General features: G+C 40.2%; 28 protein-coding genes. 18 read left to right on the plus strand and 10 right to left on the minus strand.

Annotation, left to right across the window (positions count from 1 at the left end; all coding sequences use genetic code 11):
• Positions 1-4 precede the first annotated feature (4 nt).
• From K7X70_RS01825 to K7X70_RS01905, 17 genes are all read left to right on the plus strand, one after another.
• Positions 5-1,219 carry an NADH-quinone oxidoreductase subunit D gene (locus K7X70_RS01825; RefSeq protein WP_222535460.1) on the plus strand — a complete coding sequence of 405 codons (1,215 nt, stop codon included), beginning with the start codon at positions 5-7 and terminating at the stop codon, positions 1,217-1,219.
• Positions 1,212-1,724: an NADH-quinone oxidoreductase subunit NuoE family protein gene (locus tag K7X70_RS01830; RefSeq protein WP_187666293.1), complete on the plus strand. Its 513-nt coding sequence runs from the start codon at positions 1,212-1,214 to the stop codon at positions 1,722-1,724. The genes K7X70_RS01825 and K7X70_RS01830 overlap by 8 nt, the downstream gene beginning before the upstream one ends.
• A complete protein-coding gene (gene nuoF, locus K7X70_RS01835) occupies positions 1,724-3,088 on the plus strand; it encodes an NADH-quinone oxidoreductase subunit NuoF (protein WP_222535461.1) in 1,365 nt (454 codons plus the stop codon). Before K7X70_RS01830 ends, nuoF begins: the two co-directional genes overlap by 1 nt.
• A 69-nt stretch (positions 3,089-3,157) precedes the next feature.
• Positions 3,158-4,162 carry an NADH-quinone oxidoreductase subunit G gene (locus tag K7X70_RS01840; protein WP_222535462.1) on the plus strand — a complete coding sequence of 335 codons (1,005 nt, stop codon included), beginning with the start codon at positions 3,158-3,160 and terminating at the stop codon, positions 4,160-4,162.
• Positions 4,162-5,199, plus strand: coding sequence for an NADH-quinone oxidoreductase subunit NuoH (gene nuoH, locus K7X70_RS01845; RefSeq protein ID WP_187666290.1), 1,038 nt, complete (start codon positions 4,162-4,164; stop codon positions 5,197-5,199). The genes K7X70_RS01840 and nuoH overlap by 1 nt, the downstream gene beginning before the upstream one ends.
• A 33-nt stretch (positions 5,200-5,232) precedes the next feature.
• Positions 5,233-5,733, plus strand: a complete 501-nt coding sequence (locus K7X70_RS01850; protein WP_062546550.1) for a NuoI/complex I 23 kDa subunit family protein — start codon at positions 5,233-5,235, stop codon at positions 5,731-5,733.
• Positions 5,734-5,787: 54 nt separating this feature from the next.
• Positions 5,788-6,285: an NADH-quinone oxidoreductase subunit J family protein gene (locus K7X70_RS01855; RefSeq protein WP_187666288.1), complete on the plus strand. Its 498-nt coding sequence runs from the start codon at positions 5,788-5,790 to the stop codon at positions 6,283-6,285.
• Between the two features lie 56 nt (positions 6,286-6,341).
• A complete protein-coding gene (nuoK, locus tag K7X70_RS01860) occupies positions 6,342-6,671 on the plus strand; it encodes an NADH-quinone oxidoreductase subunit NuoK (RefSeq protein ID WP_062546552.1) in 330 nt (109 codons plus the stop codon).
• Between the two features lie 22 nt (positions 6,672-6,693).
• Positions 6,694-8,586, plus strand: coding sequence for an NADH-quinone oxidoreductase subunit L (gene nuoL / locus K7X70_RS01865; RefSeq protein WP_222535463.1), 1,893 nt, complete (start codon positions 6,694-6,696; stop codon positions 8,584-8,586).
• Between the two features lie 21 nt (positions 8,587-8,607).
• Positions 8,608-10,074 carry a complex I subunit 4 family protein gene (locus K7X70_RS01870; protein ID WP_222535464.1) on the plus strand — a complete coding sequence of 489 codons (1,467 nt, stop codon included), beginning with the start codon at positions 8,608-8,610 and terminating at the stop codon, positions 10,072-10,074.
• A gap of 4 nt (positions 10,075-10,078) precedes the next feature.
• A complete protein-coding gene (locus K7X70_RS01875) occupies positions 10,079-11,452 on the plus strand; it encodes an NADH-quinone oxidoreductase subunit N (protein ID WP_222535465.1) in 1,374 nt (457 codons plus the stop codon).
• 45 nt (positions 11,453-11,497) lie between these two features.
• Positions 11,498-12,160, plus strand: a complete 663-nt coding sequence (locus tag K7X70_RS01880; RefSeq protein WP_222535466.1) for a DedA family protein — start codon at positions 11,498-11,500, stop codon at positions 12,158-12,160.
• A 2-nt stretch (positions 12,161-12,162) separates the two neighbouring features.
• Entirely contained in the window at positions 12,163-12,717 is a 555-nt protein-coding gene (locus tag K7X70_RS01885; protein WP_062546557.1) for an inorganic diphosphatase, read from the plus strand.
• Positions 12,717-14,033: a hemolysin family protein gene (locus K7X70_RS01890; RefSeq protein WP_222535467.1), complete on the plus strand. Its 1,317-nt coding sequence runs from the start codon at positions 12,717-12,719 to the stop codon at positions 14,031-14,033. Before K7X70_RS01885 ends, K7X70_RS01890 begins: the two co-directional genes overlap by 1 nt.
• Positions 14,034-14,045: 12 nt before the next feature.
• Complete coding sequence (locus K7X70_RS01895; RefSeq protein ID WP_222535468.1) at positions 14,046-14,750, plus strand: 16S rRNA (uracil(1498)-N(3))-methyltransferase; 705 nt, start codon at positions 14,046-14,048, stop codon at positions 14,748-14,750.
• The gene (locus K7X70_RS01900) at positions 14,747-15,403 is read left to right on the plus strand and encodes a DUF4159 domain-containing protein (RefSeq protein ID WP_222535469.1); all 657 of its coding nucleotides are present in this window, start codon (positions 14,747-14,749) and stop codon (positions 15,401-15,403) included. The genes K7X70_RS01895 and K7X70_RS01900 overlap by 4 nt, the downstream gene beginning before the upstream one ends.
• Before the next feature lie 2 nt (positions 15,404-15,405).
• Complete coding sequence (locus K7X70_RS01905; RefSeq protein WP_222535470.1) at positions 15,406-15,903, plus strand: acyl-CoA carboxylase biotin carboxyl carrier protein subunit; 498 nt, start codon at positions 15,406-15,408, stop codon at positions 15,901-15,903.
• Positions 15,904-15,991: 88 nt separating this feature from the next.
• Here the strand turns inward: K7X70_RS01905 and K7X70_RS01910 are convergent, their stop codons facing one another.
• Positions 15,992-17,590, minus strand: coding sequence for an SUMF1/EgtB/PvdO family nonheme iron enzyme (locus K7X70_RS01910; protein ID WP_222535471.1), 1,599 nt, complete (start codon positions 17,588-17,590; stop codon positions 15,992-15,994).
• A 373-nt stretch (positions 17,591-17,963) separates the two neighbouring features.
• Here K7X70_RS01910 and ispF point away from each other — a divergent pair, with 373 nt between their 5' ends.
• On the plus strand, positions 17,964-18,443 hold the full coding sequence (gene ispF, locus K7X70_RS01915) for a 2-C-methyl-D-erythritol 2,4-cyclodiphosphate synthase (protein ID WP_222535472.1): 480 nt from the start codon (positions 17,964-17,966) through the stop codon (positions 18,441-18,443).
• Between the two features lie 46 nt (positions 18,444-18,489).
• On the opposite strand, the gene K7X70_RS01920 is transcribed toward ispF, so the two are convergent.
• From K7X70_RS01920 to K7X70_RS01960, 9 genes are all read right to left on the minus strand, one after another.
• Positions 18,490-19,254, minus strand: coding sequence for a pirin family protein (locus K7X70_RS01920; RefSeq protein ID WP_255606862.1), 765 nt, complete (start codon positions 19,252-19,254; stop codon positions 18,490-18,492).
• A 150-nt stretch (positions 19,255-19,404) separates the two neighbouring features.
• Positions 19,405-19,935, minus strand: a complete 531-nt coding sequence (locus K7X70_RS01925) for a YceI family protein (protein ID WP_222535474.1) — start codon at positions 19,933-19,935, stop codon at positions 19,405-19,407.
• Between the two features lie 87 nt (positions 19,936-20,022).
• On the minus strand, positions 20,023-20,610 hold the full coding sequence (locus tag K7X70_RS01930; RefSeq protein ID WP_222535475.1) for a Crp/Fnr family transcriptional regulator: 588 nt from the start codon (positions 20,608-20,610) through the stop codon (positions 20,023-20,025).
• Between the two features lie 18 nt (positions 20,611-20,628).
• Positions 20,629-20,814, minus strand: a complete 186-nt coding sequence (locus K7X70_RS01935; RefSeq protein WP_368388055.1) for a FeoB-associated Cys-rich membrane protein — start codon at positions 20,812-20,814, stop codon at positions 20,629-20,631.
• 24 nt (positions 20,815-20,838) lie between these two features.
• On the minus strand, positions 20,839-22,026 hold the full coding sequence (locus K7X70_RS01940; RefSeq protein ID WP_222535476.1) for a hypothetical protein: 1,188 nt from the start codon (positions 22,024-22,026) through the stop codon (positions 20,839-20,841).
• A 47-nt stretch (positions 22,027-22,073) separates the two neighbouring features.
• Positions 22,074-22,907, minus strand: a complete 834-nt coding sequence (locus K7X70_RS01945) for a type 1 glutamine amidotransferase (protein ID WP_222535477.1) — start codon at positions 22,905-22,907, stop codon at positions 22,074-22,076.
• Between the two features lie 2 nt (positions 22,908-22,909).
• A complete protein-coding gene (locus K7X70_RS01950; RefSeq protein WP_222535478.1) occupies positions 22,910-24,010 on the minus strand; it encodes a carboxylate-amine ligase in 1,101 nt (366 codons plus the stop codon).
• Positions 24,011-24,213: 203 nt separating this feature from the next.
• Positions 24,214-25,185 (minus strand): ATP-grasp domain-containing protein, encoded by a 972-nt coding sequence (locus K7X70_RS01955; RefSeq protein ID WP_222535479.1) that lies wholly within the window; start codon positions 25,183-25,185, stop codon positions 24,214-24,216.
• 213 nt (positions 25,186-25,398) lie between these two features.
• Positions 25,399-26,103 carry an esterase family protein gene (locus K7X70_RS01960; protein ID WP_255606863.1) on the minus strand — a complete coding sequence of 235 codons (705 nt, stop codon included), beginning with the start codon at positions 26,101-26,103 and terminating at the stop codon, positions 25,399-25,401.
• Between the last annotated feature and the right edge of the window lie 37 nt (positions 26,104-26,140).

Here is a 26,140-nt window from a genome sequence, read left to right on the forward strand (position 1 = left end):
GCACATGAATCACAATCAGCCGGTATATACAGATAATGATCCTCAGAATGAGTTAGTCACCCTGAATTTAGGACCTACTCACCCTGCAACACATGGTGTTTTTCAAAATGTTATTCAGTTAGACGGAGAGCGTATTGTAAGTGGTGTTTCTACCATTGGCTATATCCACCGTGCTTTTGAAAAAATCGCAGAACACCGCCCATTCTATCAAATCACTCCGCTGACAGATAGGTTGAACTATTGTTCATCGCCAATCAATAACATGGGATGGCACATGACAGTAGAGAAATTGCTGAACATCCAGATGCCTAAAAGGGTCGATTATCTTCGGGTAATTGTAATGGAGCTGTCCAGGATCGCCGATCACATTATATGTAACACCATTATTGCTCAGGATACTGGTGCAACCACAACTTTCCTTTACCTGTTCCAGTTCAGAGAGCACATCTATGAAATCTTCGAGGAGATTTGTGGTGCGCGTCTAACGACTAACATTGGTAGAATTGGTGGTTTTGAAAGAGATTTCAATGAAATCGCCTTTGCGAAAATCAACAAATTTTTAAAAACATTCCCAGTAGCATTAAAAGAATTCGAAAGTTTGCTTGACCGTAACCGGATCTTTATCGACCGTACTTCAGGTGTGGCTGCAGTTTCTGCAGAAATGGCTTTGGATTATGGTTGGACTGGCCCATTATTGCGTTCTGCAGGTGTAGATTATGATGTTCGTATCAGCGAGCCTTATTCTTCTTACCAGGATTTCGATTTTCAGGTTCCTGTAGGTACCAGCGGTGATATTTATGACCGTTATCTGGTACGTAATGCAGAAATGTGGGAAAGTGTGAGCATTATTGAACAAGCTTTGGAGAAATTGAAACATGAGCCTGCTGGAATCTTCCATGCAGATGTTCCTGAGTTCTATTTACCAGCTAAAGAAGAAGTTTACAACAATATGGAGGCTTTAATCTATCACTTCAAAATTGTGATGGGAGAGATTGATGCTCCAAAAGCAGAAGTTTACCATGCTGTAGAAGGTGGTAACGGAGAATTGGGTTTCTATTTGATCAACGATGGTGGTAGAACACCTTACCGTTTGCACTTTAGAAGACCAAGCTTTATAAATTATCAAATGTTTGCGCCCATGAGTGTTGGTATGCTGTTGTCAGATGCCATCATCAACATGAGTAGTATGAATATTATTGCAGGAGAATTAGATGCTTAAAGTAGAAGAACAACAACCTGTACAGTTCTCCTCAGCTTTAGTTGAAAAGTTTGAAGAGATCGTTAAAAGGTATCCGGAAGGAAAGCAAAAATCCGCTTTATTGCCAATTTTGCATGAAGTACAGGCAGAGCTGGGCTGGTTAAGTCCAAATGCTATGGATAAAGTTGCGGAATATCTGCGCATAGAGCCAATTGAAGTATATGAAGTAGCCTCGTTCTACAGTATGTATTTCTTAAAGCCACAAGGAAAATACGTTTTGGAAGTTTGCAGAACGGGACCTTGCTGTCTGGTAGGTGCAGAGAAACTGATGGGCCATATTGAAAAAAGCCTTGGCGTTAAAGAAAACGAGGTGACTCCTGACGGCTTATTTAGCTGGAGAGGCGTAGAGTGTTTAGCTGCTTGCGGCTACGGACCAGTATTACAAATTGGGCCTGAATATACTTTCTATGAGAACCTTAACGAACAAAAGGTAGACGATTTGATACAAGACTTACGCAAGAAATAATGAGTCGTAAACTATTATTAGAACATATAAACGTACCAGGCATTCATACATTGGATGTTTATCGCCAGAAAGGCGGGTACCGTTCCGTGGAAAAGGCCCTGAAAACTCTGACTCCTGATGAAGTTGTGGAAGAGGTAAAGAAGTCTGGATTACGCGGTCGCGGGGGTGCAGGATTTCCTACGGGAATGAAATGGAGCTTTTTAGCTAAACCTGAGGGGGTAGCACGTTATCTGGTTTGTAATGCCGATGAATCGGAGCCAGGGACGTTTAAAGACCGTTATCTGATGACTCACATTCCTCATGCACTGATTGAAGGTATGATTGTATCCAGTTTTGCTTTGGGTGCAAAAACTTCTTTTATCTATGTACGTGGTGAAATGATGCCTCAAATTCGTATTCTGGAAAAAGCAATTGCGGAAGCCAAAAATGCTGGATTTTTAGGTAAGAATATTTTAGGTTCAGGTTACGACCTGGAATTATACGTTCAGCCGGGTGGTGGTGCTTATATCTGCGGTGAAGAAACTGCATTATTGGAATCATTGGAAGGAAAACGTGGTAATCCAAGGATCAAACCCCCATTCCCTGCAATTGCAGGATTGTACGGCTGTCCAACGGTAGTCAACAATGTGGAATCTATTGCTGCTGTAGTACCGATCATTAATGATGGTGGCGATGAGTATGCAAAAGTAGGTATTGGACGCAGTACAGGTACAAAACTTATTTCAGCCTCTGGAAACTTGGTAAGACCAGGTGTTTATGAGATTGAATTGGGTCTTCCTGTTGAAGAATTTATCTATTCTGATGAATGGTGTGGTGGTATCGCCAATGGCAAAAGATTAAAGGCAACTGTTGCCGGTGGATCTTCTGTTCCGGTACTTCCTGCTAACCTTTCCTTAAAACTTGCAAACGGGGAACCTCGTTTAATGAGTTATGAATCTTTATCTGAAGGTGGCTTTGCTACGGGTACGATGATGGGTTCTGGTGGTTTTATCGCTTTTGATGAAGACCAGTGTATGGTTAGAAACACCTGGAATTTCTCCCGTTTTTATCACCATGAGAGTTGCGGACAATGTTCGCCTTGTCGTGAAGGTACTGGATGGATGGAAAAAGTGCTTCACCGCATTGAATATGGCCATGGTAAAATGAGCGATATTGATTTATTGGTGGATGTAGCTAAGAAAATTGAAGGGAACACGATTTGTCCGCTAGGTGATGCAGCAGCATGGCCGGTAGCAAGTGCCATCAGACATTTCAGAGATGAATTTGAATGGCATGTGAAAAACCCTCAGTTATCTCTGGATACAAATTACGGATTGGCAAATTATGCTGAACCAATAGCTAAAGCAGTTAGTACAGAAAATTAACGATCAAACCAATGCTTGGAAAGCTTAATACCTGGAAAAGCAAAGTGATGATAAAGAATATCTTTAACAATGAGTGATAAAGTTAAGGTAACCATAGACGGAATAACCGTAGAAGTAGCACCTGGGACGACCATCCTAAATGCTGCGCGCCAAATCGGTGGGGATATTGTTCCTCCGGCGATGTGTTATTATTCCAAATTAGAAGGCAGTGGTGGAAAATGTAGAACCTGCATCGTAAAGGTGAGCAAGGGTTCTGAAAAAGATCCGCGTCCAATGCCAAAATTAGTAGCTTCATGCCGTACCACTGTAATGGATGGAATGGAAGTGATGAATATTACTTCCCCGGAAGTGATCGAAGCAAGAAGTGGTGTAGTGGAGATGTTGTTGATCAACCATCCATTAGATTGTCCGGTTTGCGATCAGGCTGGTGAATGTGACCTTCAGAACTTAGGTTATGAGCATGGTTTACAGAAAACAAGATATGAGTTTGAAAGAAGAACTTTCGAACGCATTGATATCGGTGATAAAATCCAGTTACACATGAACAGGTGTATTTTGTGTTACCGTTGCGTATTTACGGCTGATCAGATTACCAATAAACGTGTTCATGGTATCTTAAACCGTGGAGATCATTCAGAAATCTCTACTTATATCCAAACGGCTGTCGACAATGATTTCTCTGGAAACGTGATCGATGTGTGTCCGGTGGGTGCATTAACAGACAAAACTTTCCGATTCAAAAACAGAGTTTGGTTTACAAAACCAATCGATGCACATAGAGATTGCCCTACCTGCAGCGGTAAAGTAACACTATGGTATAAAGGAGCAGATGTTTTGCGCGTAACTGCAAGAAAAGATGTTTATGGTGAGGTGGAAGAGTTTATCTGTAATACTTGTCGCTTTGACAAGAAAAAGACTGCAGACTGGACTATTGAGCATCCTACACACATTCCAGATACCTCTGTAATCGCCTCAAATCACTACGAGACTTTAATACCTTTACCGGTAATTCAGGAAGATGAGCGATTGAAAGAAGCAAATAGGATTGAACTAGAAAAAACCACTAAATTCTAATGGATATAGCTTTTGTAATAGAAAAATTTGTACTGGTAGCGATTATATTCGGTATAAGTTTAGTGATAGCCATGTATTCCACTTATGCAGAAAGGAAAGTGGCTGCATTTCTACAGGATAGGTTAGGACCAGATAGAGCAGGTCCATTTGGAATTCTTCAGCCACTAGCTGATGGGGTTAAAATGTTCATGAAAGAGGAAATCATTCCTACAAACGCCAGTAAATGGTTGTTTATGGTGGGGCCTGGTTTATCAATGTTAACAGCTTGTATCGGAACCGCAGTGATTCCATGGGGAAGCGCAATGACGATCGGTGATCGCGTGATTCCTTTGCAGGTAACAGACATTAACGTAGGTGTGCTTTATATTTTCGGGGTGGTTTCTTTGGGAGTATATGGCGTAATGATCGGTGGCTGGGCATCCAACAACAAATATTCTTTATTAAGTGCGATTCGTGCAGCATCACAAAATATCAGTTATGAGATTGCAATGGGTTTATCCATTATCGGCTTATTATTGGTGACCAACTCTATGAGTTTGGGAGAGATTGTTGCCAATCAGCACGGATGGCGCTGGAACGTATTGTACCAGCCATTAGGTTTCTTATTGTTCATGATCTGCTCTTTTGCAGAGACGAACAGGGCACCTTTCGATTTACCGGAATGTGAGACGGAGCTGATTGGTGGTTACCACACAGAATATTCGTCCATGAAATTAGGTTTCTACCTGTTCGCAGAATACATCAATATGTTTGTTTCTGCAGCGGTAATGGCTAGTTTATACTTTGGTGGTTACAACTACCCAGGAATGGATTGGGTACTGGTACAAACAGGAACAGTGATCGCTCCATTAATCGGAGTAGGTGTTTTCTTCCTAAAGATCTTTGCTTTCATCTTCTTCTTCATGTGGGTACGCTGGACGATTCCTCGTTTCCGTTATGATCAGCTGATGCACTTAGGTTGGAAGGTATTGATTCCTTTGGCCATTGCGAATATCATCATCACAAGTATTGTGATTGCTATAATTGAAAAGTTTTAACTGTCCGCATTTAGCGGTATAAAAGGAGGTTTAATGGAACCATTAACCAGTAAAAAGAAAGTATTAGAGAAAAAGCCTCTCACGTTTGCAGAACGCATGTATTTGCCTGCAATCACTAAAGGCCTAGCTATTACCATCAGTCACTTTTTTAAGAAACAAGCGACGATCAGATACCCGGAAGAGCAAAGAGAGTTTTCTACGAACTTCAGGGGGATGCACTCTTTGAAAAGAGATGAAGAAGGTAAAGAACGTTGCACGGCCTGTGGCCTTTGTGCATTGTCTTGCCCGGCAGAAGCGATCACTATGATTGCCTCAGAACGTAAACCGGAAGAGAAAGACCTTTACCGTGAGGAAAAATATGCCTCAGTATATGAGATCAACATGTTACGTTGTATCTTCTGCGGATTGTGCGAAGAAGCCTGTCCAAAAGAAGCCATCTATTTAGACGGTCCGATTGTCCCTTCAGATTACCTGCGTAAAGATTTTATTTACGGCAAGGATAAATTGGTAGAGGCACCATTAGAGAAGAAATAATAAGCATAGGTAACCTTTGGGTTATTAATATAAACAGTTTAAATTATATAATAAATGGGTACATCGGTATTCTATTTTGTAGCAACATTAAGCGTCATCTTTTCACTGATGGTGATCTTTTCTAAGAACCCGGTGCATAGCGTGCTTTACTTAATTGTTACTTTCTTTACATTAACGGTTCATTATATTCTATTGAATGCGCAGTTTCTGGCAGTCGTGAATTTTATCGTTTACATGGGGGCCATCATGGTACTGTTCCTCTTTGTCCTGATGCTACTCAACCTGAATAAGGACAATGAGCCACTAAAATCGACCTTAGTTAAGGTGGTAGGCGTAATTGCAGGATGTTGTTTAGTAGTGACCATTATTGGTTCTTTAAAAGCAACAGCGATTTCTGACCCGGTATTATTGAAAAACCCTAATCTGGGATTGGTGAAGAATTTAGGTAAGGAATTATTTGGTCCTTATATGTTGCCTTTTGAGCTGTCCTCAATTCTATTGCTAACCGCAATGGTAGGTGCAGTATTGTTAACTAAAAAAGAAAAAGCGTAGTACTGGGTAGCATCATTTGATGTAAAACTCATTGCCATAAAATAAGTATAAACTGAATGGAAAACATAACTCAGGGATTGCAGGGAGTACCACTTAACCACTACATCTGGCTAAGTGCGATTATTTTCACCATTGGTGTAATTGGGGTATTGACCCGTAGAAACGCCATCGTCATTTTTATGTCGGTAGAATTAATGCTGAATGCAGTAAATTTACTGCTGACCGCATTTTCGGTGCATAACAATGATCCGTCAGGACAAGTATTCGTATTTTTTATCATGGTACTTGCCGCTGCAGAGGTTGCAGTAGGGCTAAGTATCATCGTAATGGTGTACAGAAATACTCAATCTATAGATATAAATGTGTTGAATCGCCTTAAGTGGTAATTAATAAGAATAAAGTAATAACATGATAAATTTAGTTTGGCTGGTTCCCTTAATTCCACTTTTAGGCTTTGTTATCAACGGCCTGGGAAGAAATACGCTTTCTAAAAACCTGATTGGTTTTATCGGAAGCAGCGTGATATTCATTTCCTTTGCCATCAGTGTAGGCATCTTCTTCGAATTGGGAGCAGATGCGAATAAGTCGCATGAGATTTTCCTGTTCGACTGGATCAGCGCTGGTAAGCTGAACATTCCACTTTCCTTCCTGGTAGATCCACTAAGCTCAATTATGCTGCTGATCATTACCGGTGTAGGTTTCTTAATCCATATTTACTCTATTGGCTACATGCACGCTGATGAGGCTTTCGGGAAGTTTTTTAGCTACCTGAATCTGTTTATCTTCTTCATGCTGCTATTGGTACTAGGTTCTAACTACATCGTGATGTTTATCGGATGGGAAGGTGTAGGACTTTGTTCTTACTTACTGATTGGATTCTGGTATACGAACAGCAGCTATGCTTCTGCAGCAAAGAAAGCTTTCATCATGAACCGTATCGGTGACCTTGGTTTCCTATTAGGTGTGTTCTTTATCTTTACCACTTTCGGTACCGTAGAGTTCTCTAAAATTTTCCCTCAGGCAGCAAATATGCTTCCTGGAAATGGCAGCATTGCTTTAATCGCCTTGTTGTTATTTATCGGTGCCTGTGGTAAATCGGCTCAATTGCCTTTATTTACCTGGTTACCGGATGCGATGGCTGGTCCAACGCCGGTTTCTGCGTTAATCCACGCGGCTACCATGGTAACTGCAGGTGTATATATGATCGCCAGGTCAAATGTGCTCTTCGACTTAGCACCAATGATTCAGCATATTATTGCCATTGTTGGTTTAGCAACGGCAGTATTAGGGGCAATTATTGCCTTAACACAAACAGACATTAAAAAGGTGCTGGCTTATTCTACCGTATCTCAATTGGGATATATGTTCCTTGGTTTAGGGGTTGGCGCTTACAACGGTGCTTTCTTCCATGTGATCACACATGCTTTCTTTAAAGCCTTATTATTCTTATGTGCAGGTTCTGTAATTCATGCATTGCACCATGAGCAAGACATGAGGCATATGGGTGGCTTACGTAAGAAATTACCAGTTACGTTCCTGACCATGCTGATCGGTACGATTGCGATTGCTGGTTTACCTCCATTCTCTGGTTTCTTTTCTAAGGATGAGATCCTGGCGCATGTATATGCACACGATAAAACCATGTGGGCAATCGGTGTATTCACTGCTTTCCTAACGGCTTTCTATATGTTCAGAATGTTGTTCCTTACTTTCTCAGGAAAGTACCGCGGAACGCACCATGCAGAAGAGAAAATTCATGAATCTCCGAAATCAATGACGATTCCTTTAATCGTATTGGCAGTTTTATCTGCAATTGGTGGAATGATCGGTGTTCCAGAAGCATTGGGTGGTAACCATTGGTTATCGCACTGGATGGCTCCTGTGATCAAACATGCAACAGAAGGACCAGATCATGCTACGGAATATATGTTAATGGCAGTTTCTGTCATAGGTGTGCTGATTGCCATCGGCTTTGCCTATGTGAAATATGTGAAACAAAACCACATCCCAGTTCCTGATGAAGGAAAAAGATCGGCTTTGGCTAACCTATCTTACCAGAAATTCTATATCGATGAGATTTATGATCTGTTCATCAGAAAACCTTTGGATGCACTTTCAACTTTCTTCTATAAAATTATTGACAATAAAATTGTTGATGGTATTGTGAACGGTTTAGGCTGGAGCACTTCGGAAGCCAGTAAAGGTTTACGTTTGGTTCAGTCAGGAAACGTTGGCTTCTATCTGTTAATGATGGTGGTAGGAATCATCTCATTGTTATTGTATACTTATTTATCTCTGTAAAAGATCGTTCAAGAAAACATAATGGAACAACTTTTAATACTTCTTATCTTTCTACCATTGGTTGGCGCCGTGGTTACTGCATTCACAGGTAATGCAGCGAAACATGTGGCTCTGGGCTCAGCAATCCTTTCATTAGGCTTGACGCTCATCACGGTATGTAATTTTACACCGGATGCCAGTACGCAATTTGCGGTAAACTATCCCTGGATTCAGGATTTAGGCATCAATTTCCATGCGGGAATTGATGGGATCAGCATGATCACCGTTTTATTAACCAATGTATTGGTTCCGATCATTATTTTATCGGCTTATCAGCACAACTATAAAAAGGCCAATGCGTTTTTTGCATTGATCTTGTTCATGCAGTTTGGTTTATTATTGGTGTTCACGGCTTTAGATGCCTTCTTATTCTATATCGGATGGGAAGCAGCCTTGATTCCAATTTACTTTATCTGTGCAATCTGGGGTGGTAAAGACAGGATTAAAGTAAACATGAAGTTTTTCGTGTATACCATAGCTGGATCGTTATTCATGCTGATGGGAATCATTTATCTTTACTTACAAAATCCAGCTCATAATTTTGAGTTACAGGCTTTCTATCAACTTAACCTTGATTCTGCACAGCAGGGATGGATTTTCTGGGCTTTCTTTATCGCATTTGCGATTAAAATGCCAATCTTCCCATTCCATACCTGGCAGCCAGATACATATACTGAAGCTCCAGCTCCGGGTACGATGCTGTTATCAGGTATTATGTTGAAAATGGGTATTTATGGCGTAATCAGGTGGTTATTGCCAATTGCTCCGGCAGGTGTTGAGCAATGGGGGCATTTAGCCATTATTCTTTCGATTATTGGTGTGGTATATGCTTCTATCATTGCTTTTACCCAGAAAGATGCCAAAAGATTGGTTGCTTATTCTTCTATTGCTCACGTTGGATTAATTTCAGCAGGTATTTTCGCTTTAAATACACAAGGGATGCAGGGTGCGATGGTACAGATGTTAAGTCACGGTATCAACGTAGTTGGTTTATTCTTTGTACTGGACATTATCACCAGTCGCATGAAAACCAATAAAATCGCTGAATTGGGTGGTATTGCTAAGCAAGCGCCTCAATTGGCCATTGCCTTCCTGATCATTGTATTGGGAACCGTAGCACTTCCAGGAACGAATGGCTTCATTGGAGAGTTCTTATTGCTGATCGGAATTTACCAGTACCAGGTATGGGCAGGCGTTTTCGCTGGATTGTCTATCATCTTTGGTGCGGTATATATGTTCAGAATGTATCAGAACATTATGCTTGGAAAAACCAATGACCTCACCATCGGCTTTACAGATATTAAAGGATCTGAAAAAGTAGTATTGTACGTCATTTGTGCCTTGATTATTGCTTTAGGTGTTTATCCTAAGCCAATTCTTCATTTATCTGAAGCCTCGGTACAACAATTAATAGAACAGGTAACACAAAAATTAACATCGGTAAACTAAGCAAATGAATATCATCATAACAATTACTGTTACAGCTTTAGTGGTGCTTTATGCAGGTTTGTTTAAAGCTAAAAAAGCGTTATTACCCCTTTCCTTAATTGGTTTGCTTACTTCGCTAGCTTTTGTAGTTACTTCCTGGAACTCAAATCAGACTTATTATGGAATGATGCAAATGGATAACTTTGCATTAGCTTTCGCTGGTCTAGCAATTATCGGAACACTTTTCATCTTCCTGTTGACGCAGAATTATTTTGCCGCCAATAGCGAAAATATTGCAGAATACTTTACCCTGATGCTCTTCGCCCTGACAGGGATTGTGATCATGGTGTCTTACAAAAACATGTCGATGTTATTTATCGGTGTGGAGATCATGTCTGTCGCCCTTTATATTTTGGCAGGGATCAGAAAGAACAATTTCGCTTCGAATGAAGCATCTTTAAAGTACTTCCTGATGGGCGCATTCTCTACAGGCTTCCTTTTGTTCGGTATTACCCTGATCTACGGTGCTACGGCTTCTTTCGACCTGGATGCGATCAATAAATACCTGGTGGAGAACCCACAGCAGATTTCTCCGCTATTTTATTCAGGAGTGATCTTGTTATTGGTAGGTTTGTGCTTTAAAATCGGTGCGGCGCCATTTCATTTCTGGACTCCGGATGTATACGAAGGTGCACCAACGTGGATCACTACTTTTATGTCTACCGTAGTGAAAACGGCAGGTTTCGCGGCAATTCTACGTCTATTTGCTGATACTTTTGCACCATTGCATGATTTCTGGTTACCTCCTTTGATGGTGATCGTATGTCTGACTTTATTCATCGGTAACGTTACTGCTCTATTTCAAAAGAACTTCAAAAGGATGCTGGCTTACTCCAGTATCTCTCATGCAGGCTACTTATTGTTCTCTTTAGTATCTCTTACTGCCAGTTCTATGAACAATGTATTGGTTTACGCCGCAGCTTATACTTTTGCGAGTATTATTGCTTTTGGCGTGCTGATTTTGGTAAAACAGAAAACAGGTAATGACAATTTTGAGAGCTTCAATGGTTTAGGCAAACGCAATCCTTTTGCGGCCTTCGCATTGACAGTAGCAATGCTGTCCTTAGCGGGTATCCCATTAACAGCCGGTTTCATTGGTAAATACCTGATGTTCCTAAATGTAATGCACGATTATCATTTCTATTTGGTGGCTTTTGCGATTTTGAATGCTTTAGTAGGGTTTTACTATTATTTTAAAGTAATTGTAGCTATGTATTTCAAGGAAGGTGCGGAAGTAGAACTGGAAACGCCTGTGCAGTATAAGGTTGTATTGGCTTTATCGCTGATCATCACTGTTTTCTTAGGGATTTATCCTGCTGTAATTTTAAATCTGATATAGTCATTTCTGTAGATAATTATATGTAGTTTTACGAATAATTGAACTATGCAAGATTTCTGGAACTCATTACAGCAATTCATTGATCCTGAAAAACTACTTAAAGAAGGTGGTTTTTATGTTGTAATGTTTGTAATCTTCGCCGAGACAGGTTTGTTTTTTGGTTTCTTCTTACCAGGGGACTACCTGTTGTTTCTTGCCGGCATGTTCGTCGCTACAGGCAAATTAGACGTCAACTTATACGTGTTGATCATCGGACTAATTATTGCCGCCGTCTCAGGTAACTTTACTGGCTACTGGTTTGGTCGAAAGACGGGTCCTGTACTGTACGATAGAAAGGACTCTTTCTTCTTTAAAAAACGCTATTTAAAGGCTGCCGAAGATTATTATAATAAACAGGGGGCCTTTGCACTTATAATGGGGCGCTTTGTGCCAATTGTAAGAACTTTTGCACCGATTTTTGCTGGTGTAGTAAAACTGGACTTTAAAAGATTTGCATTATATAACTTTGCAGGTGCAATTATTTGGATTGCTTCCTTAACTTTGCTAGGTTACTTCCTTGGCAAAAGATTTGAAAAAGAAATTAACGATTATTTATTATACATAATTATAGGTTTTATTGTCATCACAACCATTCCCCTTGTTTACACATTTGTAAAGAAGAAAGTGGTGAAAGAAGACAATGACGATATATCAAACACTGAACATTAAAAATGATTAAAGACGAGCGTCATCCGTGGCATTTTGTTTCTCCAGGTGAAAACTTACCTGAAACAGTAAATGCAATTATTGAAATTCCTAAAGGATCTAAAGCAAAATACGAAATCGATAAAGATTCCCACCTGATTAAATTAGACAGGGTACTTTTTTCTTCTGTAATGTACCCGGCCAACTACGGTTTTATCCCACAAACTTATTGTGATGATAATGATCCTCTGGATATCCTTGTGCTTTGTTCTGTTGACGTTTACCCAATGTCAATCGTAGAAGCAAAAGTTATTGGTGTAATGCACATGGTGGATAATGGTGAACAAGACGATAAAATTATTGCAGTAGCAAAAAATGATATGTCTGTAAACTACATCAATGATTTAGCAGAATTACCTCCTCATACGATGAAGGAAATTGTGAAGTTTTTCCAGGATTATAAAGCCTTAGAAGAAAAACAAGTTACTATTGAGCATCTTTTGGGCGTTCGATATGCGCATAAAGTGATACAAGAAAGTATCCTCCTTTATGACCAGAAGTTTAGAAATCAAACATCTTAATGGAAGGATTCAAGATATTTTTAACATTCTTCTTAGTAGCACTGAACGGGTTTTTCGTTGCAGCAGAGTTTGCAATTGTAAAAGTCCGGGCATCACAAATTGAAATTAAAGCAAAATCAGGTAACAGGGTAGCAAATATTGCAAAATATATTACCCAGCATCTGGACGGATACCTGGCTGCCACGCAGCTAGGTATTACTTTAGCCTCTCTGGGCTTAGGTTGGGTGGGTGAATCAGTGATGCACAGCCTGATCCACGACATGTTAGTCGGCTTTAATTTTTCTGAGGTATACATCTCTTCCATCTCTACCGCAATCGCCTTCTTATTTATTACCGTAATGCACATTGTATTTGGTGAGCTGGCGCCTAAATCGGTTGCAATACAACGCCCTGTAGCAACAACACTGTTTATCGCAGTGCCATTGCAAGCGTTTTATCTGATCTTCAGACCCTTCATCTGGGTGCTGAATGGATTTGCAAACATGATTCTTAAAATTTTTGGAATCTCAACTGTAGGGGGCCATGAGTCTGTACACAGTACTGAGGAACTTCATTATTTATTGGATCAGGGTAAGGAAAGTGGAGCCTTAGATACCAATGAGCATGAATTGATTAAAAATGTCTTTGACTTCAACGAAAGAGTTGTAAAAAATATTATGGTTCCCAGAACCAAAATATCAGGTATAGAATTGTCCACTCCTCCAGCAGCGGTGATTGATAAGATCATCGGAGACGGATATTCCAGACTACCGGTATATGATGGTATTATTGATAAGATCATCGGTATTATTCATGCCAAAGATATCTTACCACTCCTGGCTTCTAAAAAAGACTGGGTATTACAAGACATCATCAGAAAACCTTATTTCGTCCCTGAAACGAAAAAAATCAATGATCTGTTGAGCGAACTTCAGCAGAAACGCATTCAGATCGCGATCGTAATCGACGAGTTTGGCGGTACCGCAGGTATGGTCACACTGGAAGATATCGTAGAAGAGATCGTTGGAGAAATCCAGGATGAATATGATGAAGAAAAGCCAACAGTAGAGAAAATTTCTGAAACTGAATTCATTATTAATGCTTATGCCACAGTTTATGATGTGAATGAGCATTTACCGCACGACCTTCCTGAAGATGAGGATTTTGATACTGTAGGCGGATTGGTGTCACACGCTTTTGGTAAAATACCGGAAGTGGGCGACAGCGAAGAATGCTACGGCTATTTATTTACCATCCTAAAGAAAACAGAGCAAAATATTGAAACCATAAAGCTTGAACTTGTGATTGATAAAAGCGATATGGTGGACAACCACTAAACCTTTTACACAATGCATGTTTTTTATACCCCTGATATTGAGGCCACCGAGTATTCTTTAAATGAAGAAGAAAGTAAACATTGTCTGAAGGTCCTGAGATTAGGGATGGGCGATGTAGTGAACCTGATTGATGGAAAAGGAGGCTTTTATGAAGCGGAAATCATCGGTGAAGGAAAGAAAAATGTCCAGCTTCGTGTGATTAACTCTATTCAGGAATATCAAAAACGAAACCACCACCTACATATCGTGGTGGCACCTACAAAAAATATCGATCGATTGGAATGGTTCCTTGAAAAAGCAACCGAGATAGGGATCGACGAAATTACTCCGATCATCTGCGAACGTTCTGAAAGGAAAATCATCAAAGAAGATCGGCTTAATAAAGTGATCACATCTGCCGTGAAGCAGTCTTTACAGGCTTATCACCCAGTGTTAAATCCACAGATCTCCTTCACTGATTTTCTGAAAATAGAGAATAACTCTATTAAAATGATTGCACATTGCATCGATGGAGAACCTCGTTTGTACATCAGCCAGGTGGCTGAACCTCATAAAAGTTATACGGTTTTAATTGGTCCTGAAGGCGACTTTAGTCCGAAAGAAATCGAACTCGCTTTGCAAAACGGCTTTAAACCTTTAACTTTAGGTAATACACGTCTGAGAACAGAAACTGCTGCATTAGCAGCCTGCTTTGAAGTGAATTATTTAAACAGATGAAATTAAAAACAGGCTTAGTTGTCGGATTGATGTTTTTGTTGTGTGGTTTTAAGCCGCCAACTTATAAGATGGCTAAGCTGAAATATAATGGGGGAGGCGATTGGTATGCCAACAGAACTTCACTCCCAAACCTTATCGAGTTCTGCAACAAAAATCTAAACACCAATTTTGCACCTCAGGATGCCACTGTGGAAGTGGGTAGTGCGGAATTGTTCAATTATCCTTTCGTATACCTGACCGGGCATGGAAATGTGGTTTTCAGCGATGCTGAAGCCCAGAACCTGAGAAAATACCTCAGCGGTGGTGGTTTTCTTCACATCGACGACAATTACGGACTGGATAAATTCATCCGCAAAGAAATGAAAAAGGTGTTCCCTGAACTTTCTTTTGTAGAACTCCCTCCAAATCACCCGCTCTACCAGCAAAAATTTAAGTTTCCAAATGGTTTACCGAAGATCCATGAACATGATGGGAAAGCACCTCAGGGCCTGGCTTTAATCCGGGAAGGGAGAGTGATTTGCTATTACACATTTGAATGCGATCTGGGCAACGGCTGGGAAGATTTCGGTACCTATCCAGAAGACACACAAGATAAGCGCTTAAACGCGCTAAAAATGGGTGCTAATTTAGTTCAGTATGCACTAACACAATAACTATGAAGGTAAAAGTAAATGAGCAATACAATTTTGACGTAGAGGTTTCCGATCCATCATTAACGGTAAACGGGAAAGCATTGGATATTGATGCCAAAAAGTTGTCAGGGACCAGTCAGCATATTATTTATCAGCATAAATCCTATAATGTAGAGGTTCTGGAGCGCGAAGAGGGAGGAAAGCAAACCAGCATCAGGGTAAATGGAAATATATACCAGGTGGAAGTCGAAGACCAGTACGATGAGTTGCTGAAAAAACTCGGAATGGACAATGCTGCAGGAAATAAGGTTCAGGAGGTTAAAGCACCTATGCCTGGCTTGGTATTGCAGCTGATGGTTGCCGAAGGGGAGGAAGTGAGTAAAGGAGATAGCTTACTGGTGTTGGAAGCGATGAAGATGGAAAATATCATTAAATCACCTGCAGCAGGTACTGTAAAGCGGATTTTAGTGCAAAAAGGAGATAAGGTAGAGAAGAACGGAATTCTGATTCAGTTTGCTTAAATCCTGAGTGAAAATATAACTGACCTGAAAATATCAGGTATAAAAAAAGGGAGCTTTAAGCTCCCTTTTTTTATACCTCAGGAATCAACTAACGTGATTTAAATGCTTTTGCTGGTTTCGGTTTAAACTGTGGTTTTCCGGTAGATCTGATTTCAGATGCACCTAGCATCGTCATCGCGCAGCGGAAGCCTATATCAGCGGTAGATTCATCCTGCTGCAGGAATCTTCTGGTAGCTGGGTTTAACCATAAAGCCTGATCATCCCATGAGCCACCTTTATAAACTCTTGACTTATCTGTAACCAGGGTGATTTCGCCATACAATTCATTCGCTTTATCACGGTACCCTCTTTGGTCAGCATAAGTATTTGTGCTAGGGGTAGCTCCGGCAGCAGCTGCAGCTTGTTTTTCCGCCCAGGTTTGTTTCTTATAAGACTTGGCATCAGTTAGCACGGGTCTGTTGTATTTATCAATTTCGATCTTTCCACTGATGGGATCAGCTACTTTTTTGTCCTGGTAATAGTTACCTCTATATGGATTGAAAGCATCAGCAGCTTCGAAAGTTTTTGCGCGGTAAACATCGGCAACCCATTCGTTTACGTTTCCTGCCATATTGTATAAACCAAAATCATTCGGCATATAAGACCTTACTGCAACGGTTAAACCGCCTTTATCATTCAGTGATCCACCAACACCCATATAATCTCCTTTAGTTCTCTTAAAGTTCGCTAAAATCAATCCTCTGGTATTTCTTTTGGCAGAGCTTAATCCCAGGCCATTCCAAGGATAAATCTTGTTGGCATTGATGTTTTCATACTGGGTATTACCAATTAAGCCAAGTGCTGCATATTCCCATTCTGCTTCTGTTGGCAAGCGGTAAGGCTGTTTGATGATGCCATCTTCCAATCTTACATTCCTGGTGGCACCAGATCTGCCGCCTGTATTTGCTGCTCCCGCGGCATTTCCTGCATTAGCTGGATTCAAGTCTTTCATTGCTTTTTTTCCCTTATCATCGTATTGTCCACTCAGATAAATATCAGTATTGAAAGCGCCTTTTGCATTATTGGTTGAGGCTGCTGCTGCATTAGAGTTTCCTGTGCCATTCAGGTCTTTAAAGCTGGTCATATATCCCTTTTCGCGCAGCAAAAGCTCATTTACACGATCGGTTCTCCAGGCGCAATACCTGTCTGCCTGCTCCCAGGTAACACCTACCACCGGATAATCCTGGTAAGCAGGATGCCTTAAATAGTTGTCTACGTAAGGTTCATTGTAAGATAATGGTCTGCGCCACACTAAAGTGTCAGGGAGCTCGTTATAATAGTATTCATGGTCTGTTGGATAGTTGGTACGAATCCAGTTCAGGTACTCCAGCCAGTTGGTATTGGAAACTTCGGTTTCATCCATGTAAAAGGAAGAAACAGTGGTTTCTCTTTTGTGGTTATAATTGCTCAGTTCTTCACCGGCAACATTGATTGCACTTCCACTCATCACGAAAACACCGCCTTCAATTTCCACCAATCCTGGACCGGGGCCACGTTTAAATTTTTTATTTACTTCAAAGCCACCAAACTCGCGCTTGTTATACGCCATTCCTGTCTTCTCAGAAGTCCCTGATTTTTTGCTACAGGAAGAGAGAGAAGCTACGATTGCAATAGATGCAATCGAATAATATAAGTATGATTTTTTCATATTGAGGGATCTCATAGTGCTTTAACTGTTAAAATTACATAAAAAAAGACTTATTGAGCAACAAAAAATACGAGTTAAGTAAAAAATAATCTTTACTAAAGCATGTTTTGCGCATATCTGAGGGGCTTTTTGCAATAATTTGTTTTAATTGTCAGATGTTTTCTGCTTATATGGTCAGGTAATATCTGGTGATAAAATAGAATCTGTTTCTTTTTAGCTTTGATTAAATACTGTAGAATCCTCAATAATTCGGCTGAATACATATTAAGATGGGCTTTATTGCTTAATTTCGAAATCTGGCTCAGTAACCTGAAAATGGAACAAGGAACTGGGATAAGAAAATAGGAATACGTAGAAATTAACAGATATAGAAATGAAGATTAAAGTAGGATTTGGCTTTGATGTGCACCAGCTGAAGGATGGACATCCTTTTATTGTAGGGGGGGTAAATTTGGAACACCATAAAGGTGCTTTTGGTCATTCAGATGCGGATGTATTGCTGCATGCAATTTGCGATGCGCTGCTTGGTGCCGCAAATCTGCGCGACATCGGTTTCCATTTTAAAAATACGGATCCGCGTTGGAAAGGAATCAGCAGCTTGATCCTTTTGCAGGAAAGTGTGAAACTGGTTAAGGAAAAGGGATTTGAAATTGGAAACATTGATGCGATGCTTTGCTTAGAAGCACCGAAAATTAATCCTCATATTCCAGCTATGCAGCAGCACATCGCCACAGCAATGGGAATGGATGTGGAAGATATCTCAATTAAAGCCACCACCAATGAACAAATGGGATTTATTGGAAGAGAAGAAGGGGTAGTCGCTTATGCGGTTTGCCTGATTCAAAAAGGATAAAAATAAAGCAGCCAGTAATTGAGGTTACTGGCTGCTTAAAATTACATTACTCCTCTAAATAACCAAACCTCCCCTGGTTATAATCAGCAATAGCTTGCTGAATTTCTTCAGGTTTATTCATTAAAAACGGCCCGTAATGTGCAATGGGCTCGTTTATCGGTGCTCCGCTTAAGATCAGCACTACACTATCCTGAACGCCTTTTACTACAATTTCCTCTCCTAGATTTTTGAAATAAACCAATTGATCTGCTTTGGCAGTTTCCTGGTGATTCACTTTGATTTCCCCTTCAATGACCATAAAAGCTGTATTAAAATCAGCAGGGAAGTTAAAAATTGCATTTCCGCCTTTATTCAGACGAAGGTTATAGACATGCATGGGTGTAAAAGTACTGGCAGTTCCTTTAGTACCCTGATATTCACCAGCAATGACCTCCACTAATCCTTCCTGATCAGGCAATTGATGTTTAGCAATTGAAGCCTGACTCAGCGCCTGATATTTCGGCTTGCTCATTTTGTCTTTTGCAGGTAAATTGACCCATAGTTGTACCATTTGGAAGGTACCACCCTTTTTACTAAAAGCTTCTTCGTGATATTCTTTGTGTAAAATACCACTTGCTGCAGTCATCCATTGCACATCTCCAGGATAGATGACGCCACTGTTTCCAGCACTATCGTGATGCGCAACAGCACCATGGTAAGCGATGGTGACAGTTTCAAATCCACGATGTGGATGTACACCTACACCTCTAGGCTCATTGCGTGCAGAAAACTGGATTTTGGAATTATAGTCCAGCAGGAAAAAAGGACTCATTTTGAGTTTAAACCCGTTGGGAAAAAAATTATGAACCCTAAATCCGTCTCCAACCATATGAGGTGCCGGCGGATTCAACACCGCCGATACCTGTTTTATATTTTCATTCATTTACGTCTCCATTCTAAATTAAGATGGACGTGCTTTTTTTTAAGCTTGTTTTACAAACTGTAATTCGCCTAATATTCTTACGTCCTCACTCACCATCACCCCACCAGTTTCTAATGCTGCATTCCAGGTTAAACCAAAGTCAGTTCTGTTGATTTTACCACTGATGGTAAATCCTGCTTTTGTATTTCCCCATGGATCTGTTGCAATACCACCAAATTCTACATTTAATTTGATCGGCTTAGTGACCCCTTTAACGGTTAAATCACCTTTTAAAACGTAATCACTACCATCTTTCTCAAAAGAGCTGGAGGTAAAAGTCATTTTAGGGAACTGTTCAGCATCAAAGAAATCAGCACTTTTCAAGTGGTTATCTCTGTCCGTATTTCCGGTATCAATAGAGTTTAGTTCTGCTTCAAAAGTAACTTTAGCATTTTCAAAATCATCAGCATCGGAAGTTAATGACGCGGTTAAAGAATTGAAACTACCAGTTACTGTAGTGATCATTAAATGTTTTACTTTAAATTGTAGTTCACTGTGGGTTGGGTCTAACGACCATTGAGTAGTTGCCATAATATTGTTGTTTTTAGATTATCTTTATTTACAACACAAAATTACGGCCACAAAGCCAGGCATACATTGATGTATGATAAGAAATGACTAAACTTTAAAATGCTTGTGTGCGAGGTCTTTACGGACCCTGCTCAGCGACTCTGGAGTGATGCCTAAATAGGATGCAATCATCCATTGTGGTACCCTTAAGGTGAGGTTGGGATAAAGCTGAATGAAGTTCAGGTACCTTTCTTCGGCGGTCGCACTGAGCAGCATATTGATTCTTTTATGCATGAAACGAATGGAATTGTTCAGCATGGTGTTGTTGAAATCATACATACAAGGCACATGTTTTGCCGCTTCATCAATAAAATTCTTAGGCATGACCACAGCCAGGGTCGGCTCAATGGCATCAATGAAAAACTCTGAAGCTTCATTAAACATCCCATTCCGATCGGAAAGCCACCATTGTTCCGGGGCGAACTGAATGATATGGGTTTTGCCTTTTGCATCGATTGAATAGCTGCGCAGCAAGCCACTCAACACAAAATAACCGTGTGGAGATACTTCTCCCTTCATCAGGATCATTTCATTTTTATCAAAGCTCTTTATTTTTAAACGGTCGGAAATTAAGTCGAATTGCGCGTCTGTAATGGCAACCTTCTTTTGTAAATAGAGTTTGAACGGCTCAAGCATAGGTGATATAGATAAAATCTATTTTTTAGAAGGTTCGATATTGGAGAAGTCTACACCGCATTTGCAATTAGACGCACAGCCTCCTTTTTTAGGAGATACTGATCTGAGAATCATCCGACCTATATAAAATATAGCAGCGATGAAAAGAATGACAACTAATATGGTTTGAATATCCATAAGTACAAAACTAGTTAAAGCCTGCATTAGGCAGGTCTGTTAAATGTAAATTTACTTTTCCATCAGGCCAACTGTTCCGCCAACCCAATCGAAATCCTGGTTATACCTCACACCAATCATTTTCCCCCGACTTAAGCGCGCAAGGCTGATGCAAAGTACAGGTTCTTTTCCTTCCGGCCAAAGATACATGAGCCTGATTTCGACTTTAATGCCCCCATCAGGTGCCTGAACAACGGGTTCATAGCTTACTTTCCTTTGCAGGATCCAATTTTCTGGGTCAGAAATGTTTTCAATGTCTTTTTTTTGAACATCTATAAGAACGCCCATGCCTGCAAATGAAAACAATGGTTTGAGTACATAGTTTTCTAAATCCTCAGGGATCACCTTCAAATCTATTAAGAAATGGGTGGGAGGGACGAAATCACTGTTTAAAAATGGCATGGTGTATTTGCTGATCCTGTAAAACCAGTTTGGATGCGTTACCCATTCAATATCCAGTGCTTCCCTTGGATCAAAACTATCTTTGAAAATAGCGGTATTTGTACCAATCTCATCGAAAATTAACCGGTTGTAAATTCTCTTTAAAAAGAACTTATGGCCATCTTCCAGGTAGTAGAGGCGTTTTCCTTCTTTCTTAATGTCGGAAAGGCTCAGTACTTTTATACCCAGATATTTTGCCGTCAGGAAAAAATCAATTGCCGTTTTCTGGTGTGGTGCATCCATGTCCATCAAGCCCACCTCATGAGGTTCATGTCTGCCAACAATGACCTCTTTCAGCAACTCAAGATAACTTTGCTCATTGAGTCCGCTGAAATAAGGAGTCAATGCAGTGGATAAGTTAAAAGACTGTTGAAAGGTTTTTGCTAAATGTGACTGAAAGCCATAAAGAGAAGGAAATCCTTGCAGTTCAATTAATTTGGGAATCAATTTTCCCTCTTGATCCTTACAGATTCCAAAGTCAAAGGTGAGAAAATGAGGATGGGCATCCTCTGCAGGCACATTCCATTCCGCCGGAATGGAATGTGCTGTTAGTTTTTTAAAGTTTTCCGATTTAATCAACGCGATGATTTCTTCTCCGGCTGCGATCAGCTGATCTTTTAAGTCTGTGGGAAGGAAAACCGGAGTTTCTGCTACCCTAAATGGGATTTCAATAAAGCCTTTTTCCAGTTCCTTTAAGAACAAAGTATATTGTTCCGTCGTAAATTGTTCATTAAAAGAAGTCCGGTAGCTATTGATCATATCTTGAGTGGTTGTTTTTTTGCTGCTTTTAAGGTTAAAAAGCGATGCTAAGCTTCTTGTAAAGCATTTATGGCTTCATTTAAAAAGTTGGGTAAGATCAGACTTTGGGTCAGGCTGATTCTCTTTGGATCGTCTACGCTATTCAGCATATCCAGATATTTTTCTTTCCCATGGTTTTCAATAATTGCTTTTTTCTTATCATCCTGGAGCAAATATAGTTTCATACCTACAGGATCTGCTTCTGGATGAAATTGTGTACCCACAATTTCTGGTGTAAAGCGAATAGCCATCACACAACGTTCCAGGTCTACATGCGGACGTTCTTTTTCTATGGCCAAAACTTCGGCTTCATTGTTTGAAAAGAAAATATCTTCCGGATTCACCACTTGCCAGTCCCTGCTGTCTACCGTATAAAAAGGATTCGGTAATCCATTAAATATAGGATCATGCGCTCCTTCTTCAGTCAGATAAATTGGAAAGATCCCGAAAGCGGTTGAGCGCCTTTCGATCACTTTTCCTACCCCAAATTTCCTGCAGGCCATTTGAAAAGAATGACAAATTAGGAAAACATGTTTTTTTTGATGTTCATTTTGTTGATTAAAAGCTTCCAATTCGTCTAATAAGGCAAAGAAATCATCTTCCCACTTTTTTCCGATGCCATCATAAGGACTTCCTGGGCCGCCACTGGAAATGTAAATGTCGTAACTGTGATCAGGGATTTCACCTTTTAGTCTCAAATCAAAAATATCAAAAGACAGCTTGATCGCCATTTCTTTCTGATAACGAAGCAAAACTTCTTGAATCCCGCGCATTCCCTGATTCGCGACTCCATTATTCATGTCAATTACAGCAACTCTGATGTTATTTTTATCCTTGGTCATATTTATCTGGCACCGATTAGTGTTTGTGAGGTAATGTAATCTACCACCGATTCAAAGTTACCATTTTGTTCGTAAACAGCCAATTGCCTGTCGGCACCTGTGCCGTTAGCCAATATCGTATGCACGTATTTCAGGTCATCTCTGCATCCCAGATCATCCACTACATCATCTACAAAATCGAGTAACTCTAACACGAGATTTCTGCAATTTACTTCCATTTCTTTTCCAAAATCGATCAGATTTCCATCGATCCCATACCTTGCTGCTCTCCATTTGTTCTCATTGATCAATGCCCTCGAGTAACTGATGAATTTCATGTTTTGCAGGCGCAGCTTGTATAATTTTGCACATAATGCCTGAAATAGGGCGACAAATGCCATCGTTTCATCAATTAACATCGGACAATCGCAGATTCGGAACTCTATGGTTTCGAAAAATGGATGTACCCGAATATCCCACCAAATCTTTTTAGCATTGTCAATACTATTGGTCTTGATCAATAGCTTCACATAGTTATCATAGTCTTCAATACTATTGAAAATATCAGGAATCCCTGTTCTCGGAAACTTGTCAAATATTTTCGTCCGAAAAGATTTATAGCCTGTATTTCTACTTTCCCAGAAAGGGGAATTTGTGGATAAGGCGAACACATGGGGTAAGAAATAACGCACCTGATTGGCAATATGGATTGCCAATTCCCTGGATTGGAAGCCCACATGTACATGTAAACCAAAAATTAAATTCGACCTGGCCGCTTCCTGCAGCTCATTTACTATCTCGCTATAGCGCGGATGCTCAGTAATCAATTGCTTTTCCCAGTGTGAAAACGGGTGTGTACCCGCAGCACCAATCCGTAAGCCTTGTTCTCCTGCCAATTGGGATACCGTATACCGTAACTGTGAAATTTCTGCGCGTGCCTGCTCTGTGTTTTTACAGATGCCGGTGCCCACTTCCACTACTGCCTGGTGCATCTCTGCCTTGACCTGATCTTTGTGTATTTTTTGTGCCGCCTCTACAATCTTTTGATCATGAGAGGTCAATTCTCGGGTTACAGGATCGATGACCATGTATTCTTCCTCGACACCAAGTGTGAAAATATTCATCGTTTAATTTTTAGCTGTTGGTTTTTGGTTATTTATAGCTAAATAGGGTGGAGGCTGTTATTTAGCGGTTCTTTTAATTTTTTCTTCTAACGGATAATTAGCTGCTATTTGATGCTCGATTTTTCTAATTGATACTTCGTGATCATGCGATCCTCAATTGCCAATGACCTGCAGCATGTCAATCGATCTTATCCATACGCATTTTAAACCTTTACTTTCTCAATTAAGGGAACACCAGCTGCAGAAGTGCGGATATATTCACCCCAGGTCAGGTTGTCCTGACCATCTACGTGTGCTTTTGCGCGTTCTATAGCATACCTGGCAGAGGTTTCAACTACCCATTCAAAGTTTTCCAATCCTACACTTGATACGTCTGCATCGGGTGCCGGATTACAAAAATCAATGGCATAAGGAATCCCATCTCTTACCGCAAATTCAACCGTGTTGAAGTCATAACCCAAATATTCATTCAGCTGGATCACATAATCATGGATGGTTTTCAATAACTTTTCACTCGAAGGTGGAGTATCTACTGAATACCTTAAATGAGCCGGATTTCTAGGCTCATACTGCATGATTTTCACATATTTTCCACCGATACAGTAACACCTGAAATATTCATCAAAGATGATTTCTTCCTGGAGCATCATGACTGTCTGCTTGGTTTTACTATGTTTTTCAAAGAAATCTTCTTTGTCAGTAAGCTTATAAACTTCCTTCCAGCCACCGCCATCGAAGGGTTTCATGTAAGCAGGGAAGCCTGTATATTGAAAAATTCCTTCCCAATCCATTGGAAAAGCGAGGTTGCTGAAAGAAGCTTCAGAAGTATCCTCTGGTTGGTCGTAAGAGGGGATTAAAGCTGTTTTTGGAACAGGGATACCTAGTTTAATCGCCAGTGCATTATTGAAGAATTTCTCATCTGCGCTCCACCAGAACGGGTTATTGATGACTGCCGTTCCGGTAATTGCAGCATTTTTCATAGCTGCGCGATAAAAAGGAACATCCTGAGAAATACGATCAATAATCACCGCATAATCTAACGGTCTGGCTTGAAAAATCTTGTCTATGCTCACAAATTCAGCAATAATATCTTTTCCTTCTATTTCATTTACGCGCTTTATAAAGGCTGCAGGAAAGGACCTTTCCTGCCCGAATAAGATTCCGATTTTTTTCATTCGTTTGATGGTTTTATAGGTTTTTACTGATGTCTATGCTGGATAAAAGTTAAATTCCATTGCTTTTTAAACAAAAAAAATAGGTTAATGTTCTGTATGATATTTGTTTAGGGTTTATGGTAAGTCTGGTTTTGTACTGTCATTTAATGAAAACTATTTAATTTCGTCCTGGCTTAACTATGGTTCATCATGGAATTTATCTGGATTAGATAATCAAAGTTGTGAAATGTATGCAGGAAACATTTCCCGCCAGATCGGCCAGTCATGGTCTGCATTTTCACGGATGTCCAGCCAATGGTCAATACCCTTGCCCGTTAATGTTTTCGAAAGCTTTTCATTGTCTGGTCTGCACGAATCCCGGTCTGTAGTTCCTAAAACAATTTTCATGTTCCATAACTCCCTGTTTTGATCATGAGGTAAAAAGTCGATTGGATTATTGAAATAAGCATCATCATTATAGAAGCCATCCAGTTGTCCCCGAATGTCAAAAATACCGCTCATGCTAAATAAATGGCTCACCAGCCAGGGATGCCGGAAAGCAAAATTTGCCGCATGATAACCACCAAAACTACATCCTGCGGTAATGATTTTTTCCTTACCGGTTTCTTGCCGGGCAATAGGGGCAAGTTCTTTTAGAATCAGCTGATCGTACCAGATATGGTTCCTGATCCGGTCAGCAGGGCTAATGTTTTTGTTGTACCAGCTCAGCTTGTCAATACTGTCGACACAGTAAATTTTAACTTTTCCGGCATCTACAAACTGCTCCACGGATTCCAGTAATTTGAAATCTTTAGGCTCGTAATACCTTCCCATACTCGTAGGAAATAACACAATCGGATAGCCATTTTCTCCGAAGGTCAACAGCTCAAAATCTGCGCTCAAATGCGGACTATACCATTTTTTATAAGTCTCAATCATAATACAGAAATTAGCTGCTTTAAGGTATAAAAAAGTA

The sequence above is a fragment of the Pedobacter polysacchareus genome (assembly GCF_019802255.1).
Lineage (GTDB): Bacteria > Bacteroidota > Bacteroidia > Sphingobacteriales > Sphingobacteriaceae > Pedobacter > Pedobacter polysacchareus.

Bases quoted from the DNA above. Each gene is read 5' to 3' on its own strand.
- K7X70_RS01850 (WP_062546550.1), top strand. From the start codon at position 5,233: ATGGAACCATTAACCAGTAAAAAGAAAGTATTAGAGAAAAAGCCTCTC.
- K7X70_RS01830 (WP_187666293.1), top strand. From the start codon at position 1,212: ATGCTTAAAGTAGAAGAACAACAACCTGTACAGTTCTCCTCAGCTTTA.
- K7X70_RS01950 (WP_222535478.1), bottom strand. From the start codon at position 24,010: ATGAATATTTTCACACTTGGTGTCGAGGAAGAATACATGGTCATCGAT.
- K7X70_RS01930 (WP_222535475.1), bottom strand. From the start codon at position 20,610: ATGCTTGAGCCGTTCAAACTCTATTTACAAAAGAAGGTTGCCATTACA.
- K7X70_RS01900 (WP_222535469.1), top strand. From the start codon at position 14,747: ATGAAATTAAAAACAGGCTTAGTTGTCGGATTGATGTTTTTGTTGTGT.
- K7X70_RS01925 (WP_222535474.1), bottom strand. From the start codon at position 19,935: ATGGCAACTACTCAATGGTCGTTAGACCCAACCCACAGTGAACTACAA.
- K7X70_RS01960 (WP_255606863.1), bottom strand. From the start codon at position 26,103: ATGATTGAGACTTATAAAAAATGGTATAGTCCGCATTTGAGCGCAGAT.
- K7X70_RS01895 (WP_222535468.1), top strand. From the start codon at position 14,046: ATGCATGTTTTTTATACCCCTGATATTGAGGCCACCGAGTATTCTTTA.
- K7X70_RS01955 (WP_222535479.1), bottom strand. From the start codon at position 25,185: ATGAAAAAAATCGGAATCTTATTCGGGCAGGAAAGGTCCTTTCCTGCA.
- K7X70_RS01825 (WP_222535460.1), top strand. From the start codon at position 5: ATGAATCACAATCAGCCGGTATATACAGATAATGATCCTCAGAATGAG.
- K7X70_RS01935 (WP_368388055.1), bottom strand. From the start codon at position 20,814: ATGCAGGCTTTAACTAGTTTTGTACTTATGGATATTCAAACCATATTA.
- nuoF (WP_222535461.1), top strand. From the start codon at position 1,724: ATGAGTCGTAAACTATTATTAGAACATATAAACGTACCAGGCATTCAT.
- K7X70_RS01840 (WP_222535462.1), top strand. From the start codon at position 3,158: ATGAGTGATAAAGTTAAGGTAACCATAGACGGAATAACCGTAGAAGTA.
- K7X70_RS01905 (WP_222535470.1), top strand. From the start codon at position 15,406: ATGAAGGTAAAAGTAAATGAGCAATACAATTTTGACGTAGAGGTTTCC.
- K7X70_RS01880 (WP_222535466.1), top strand. From the start codon at position 11,498: ATGCAAGATTTCTGGAACTCATTACAGCAATTCATTGATCCTGAAAAA.
- nuoK (WP_062546552.1), top strand. From the start codon at position 6,342: ATGGAAAACATAACTCAGGGATTGCAGGGAGTACCACTTAACCACTAC.
- K7X70_RS01910 (WP_222535471.1), bottom strand. From the start codon at position 17,590: ATGAAAAAATCATACTTATATTATTCGATTGCATCTATTGCAATCGTA.
- nuoH (WP_187666290.1), top strand. From the start codon at position 4,162: ATGGATATAGCTTTTGTAATAGAAAAATTTGTACTGGTAGCGATTATA.
- K7X70_RS01920 (WP_255606862.1), bottom strand. From the start codon at position 19,254: ATGAGTCCTTTTTTCCTGCTGGACTATAATTCCAAAATCCAGTTTTCT.
- K7X70_RS01885 (WP_062546557.1), top strand. From the start codon at position 12,163: ATGATTAAAGACGAGCGTCATCCGTGGCATTTTGTTTCTCCAGGTGAA.
- K7X70_RS01945 (WP_222535477.1), bottom strand. From the start codon at position 22,907: ATGACCAAGGATAAAAATAACATCAGAGTTGCTGTAATTGACATGAAT.
- nuoL (WP_222535463.1), top strand. From the start codon at position 6,694: ATGATAAATTTAGTTTGGCTGGTTCCCTTAATTCCACTTTTAGGCTTT.
- K7X70_RS01875 (WP_222535465.1), top strand. From the start codon at position 10,079: ATGAATATCATCATAACAATTACTGTTACAGCTTTAGTGGTGCTTTAT.
- K7X70_RS01940 (WP_222535476.1), bottom strand. From the start codon at position 22,026: ATGATCAATAGCTACCGGACTTCTTTTAATGAACAATTTACGACGGAA.
- K7X70_RS01870 (WP_222535464.1), top strand. From the start codon at position 8,608: ATGGAACAACTTTTAATACTTCTTATCTTTCTACCATTGGTTGGCGCC.
- K7X70_RS01890 (WP_222535467.1), top strand. From the start codon at position 12,717: ATGGAAGGATTCAAGATATTTTTAACATTCTTCTTAGTAGCACTGAAC.
- ispF (WP_222535472.1), top strand. From the start codon at position 17,964: ATGAAGATTAAAGTAGGATTTGGCTTTGATGTGCACCAGCTGAAGGAT.
- K7X70_RS01855 (WP_187666288.1), top strand. From the start codon at position 5,788: ATGGGTACATCGGTATTCTATTTTGTAGCAACATTAAGCGTCATCTTT.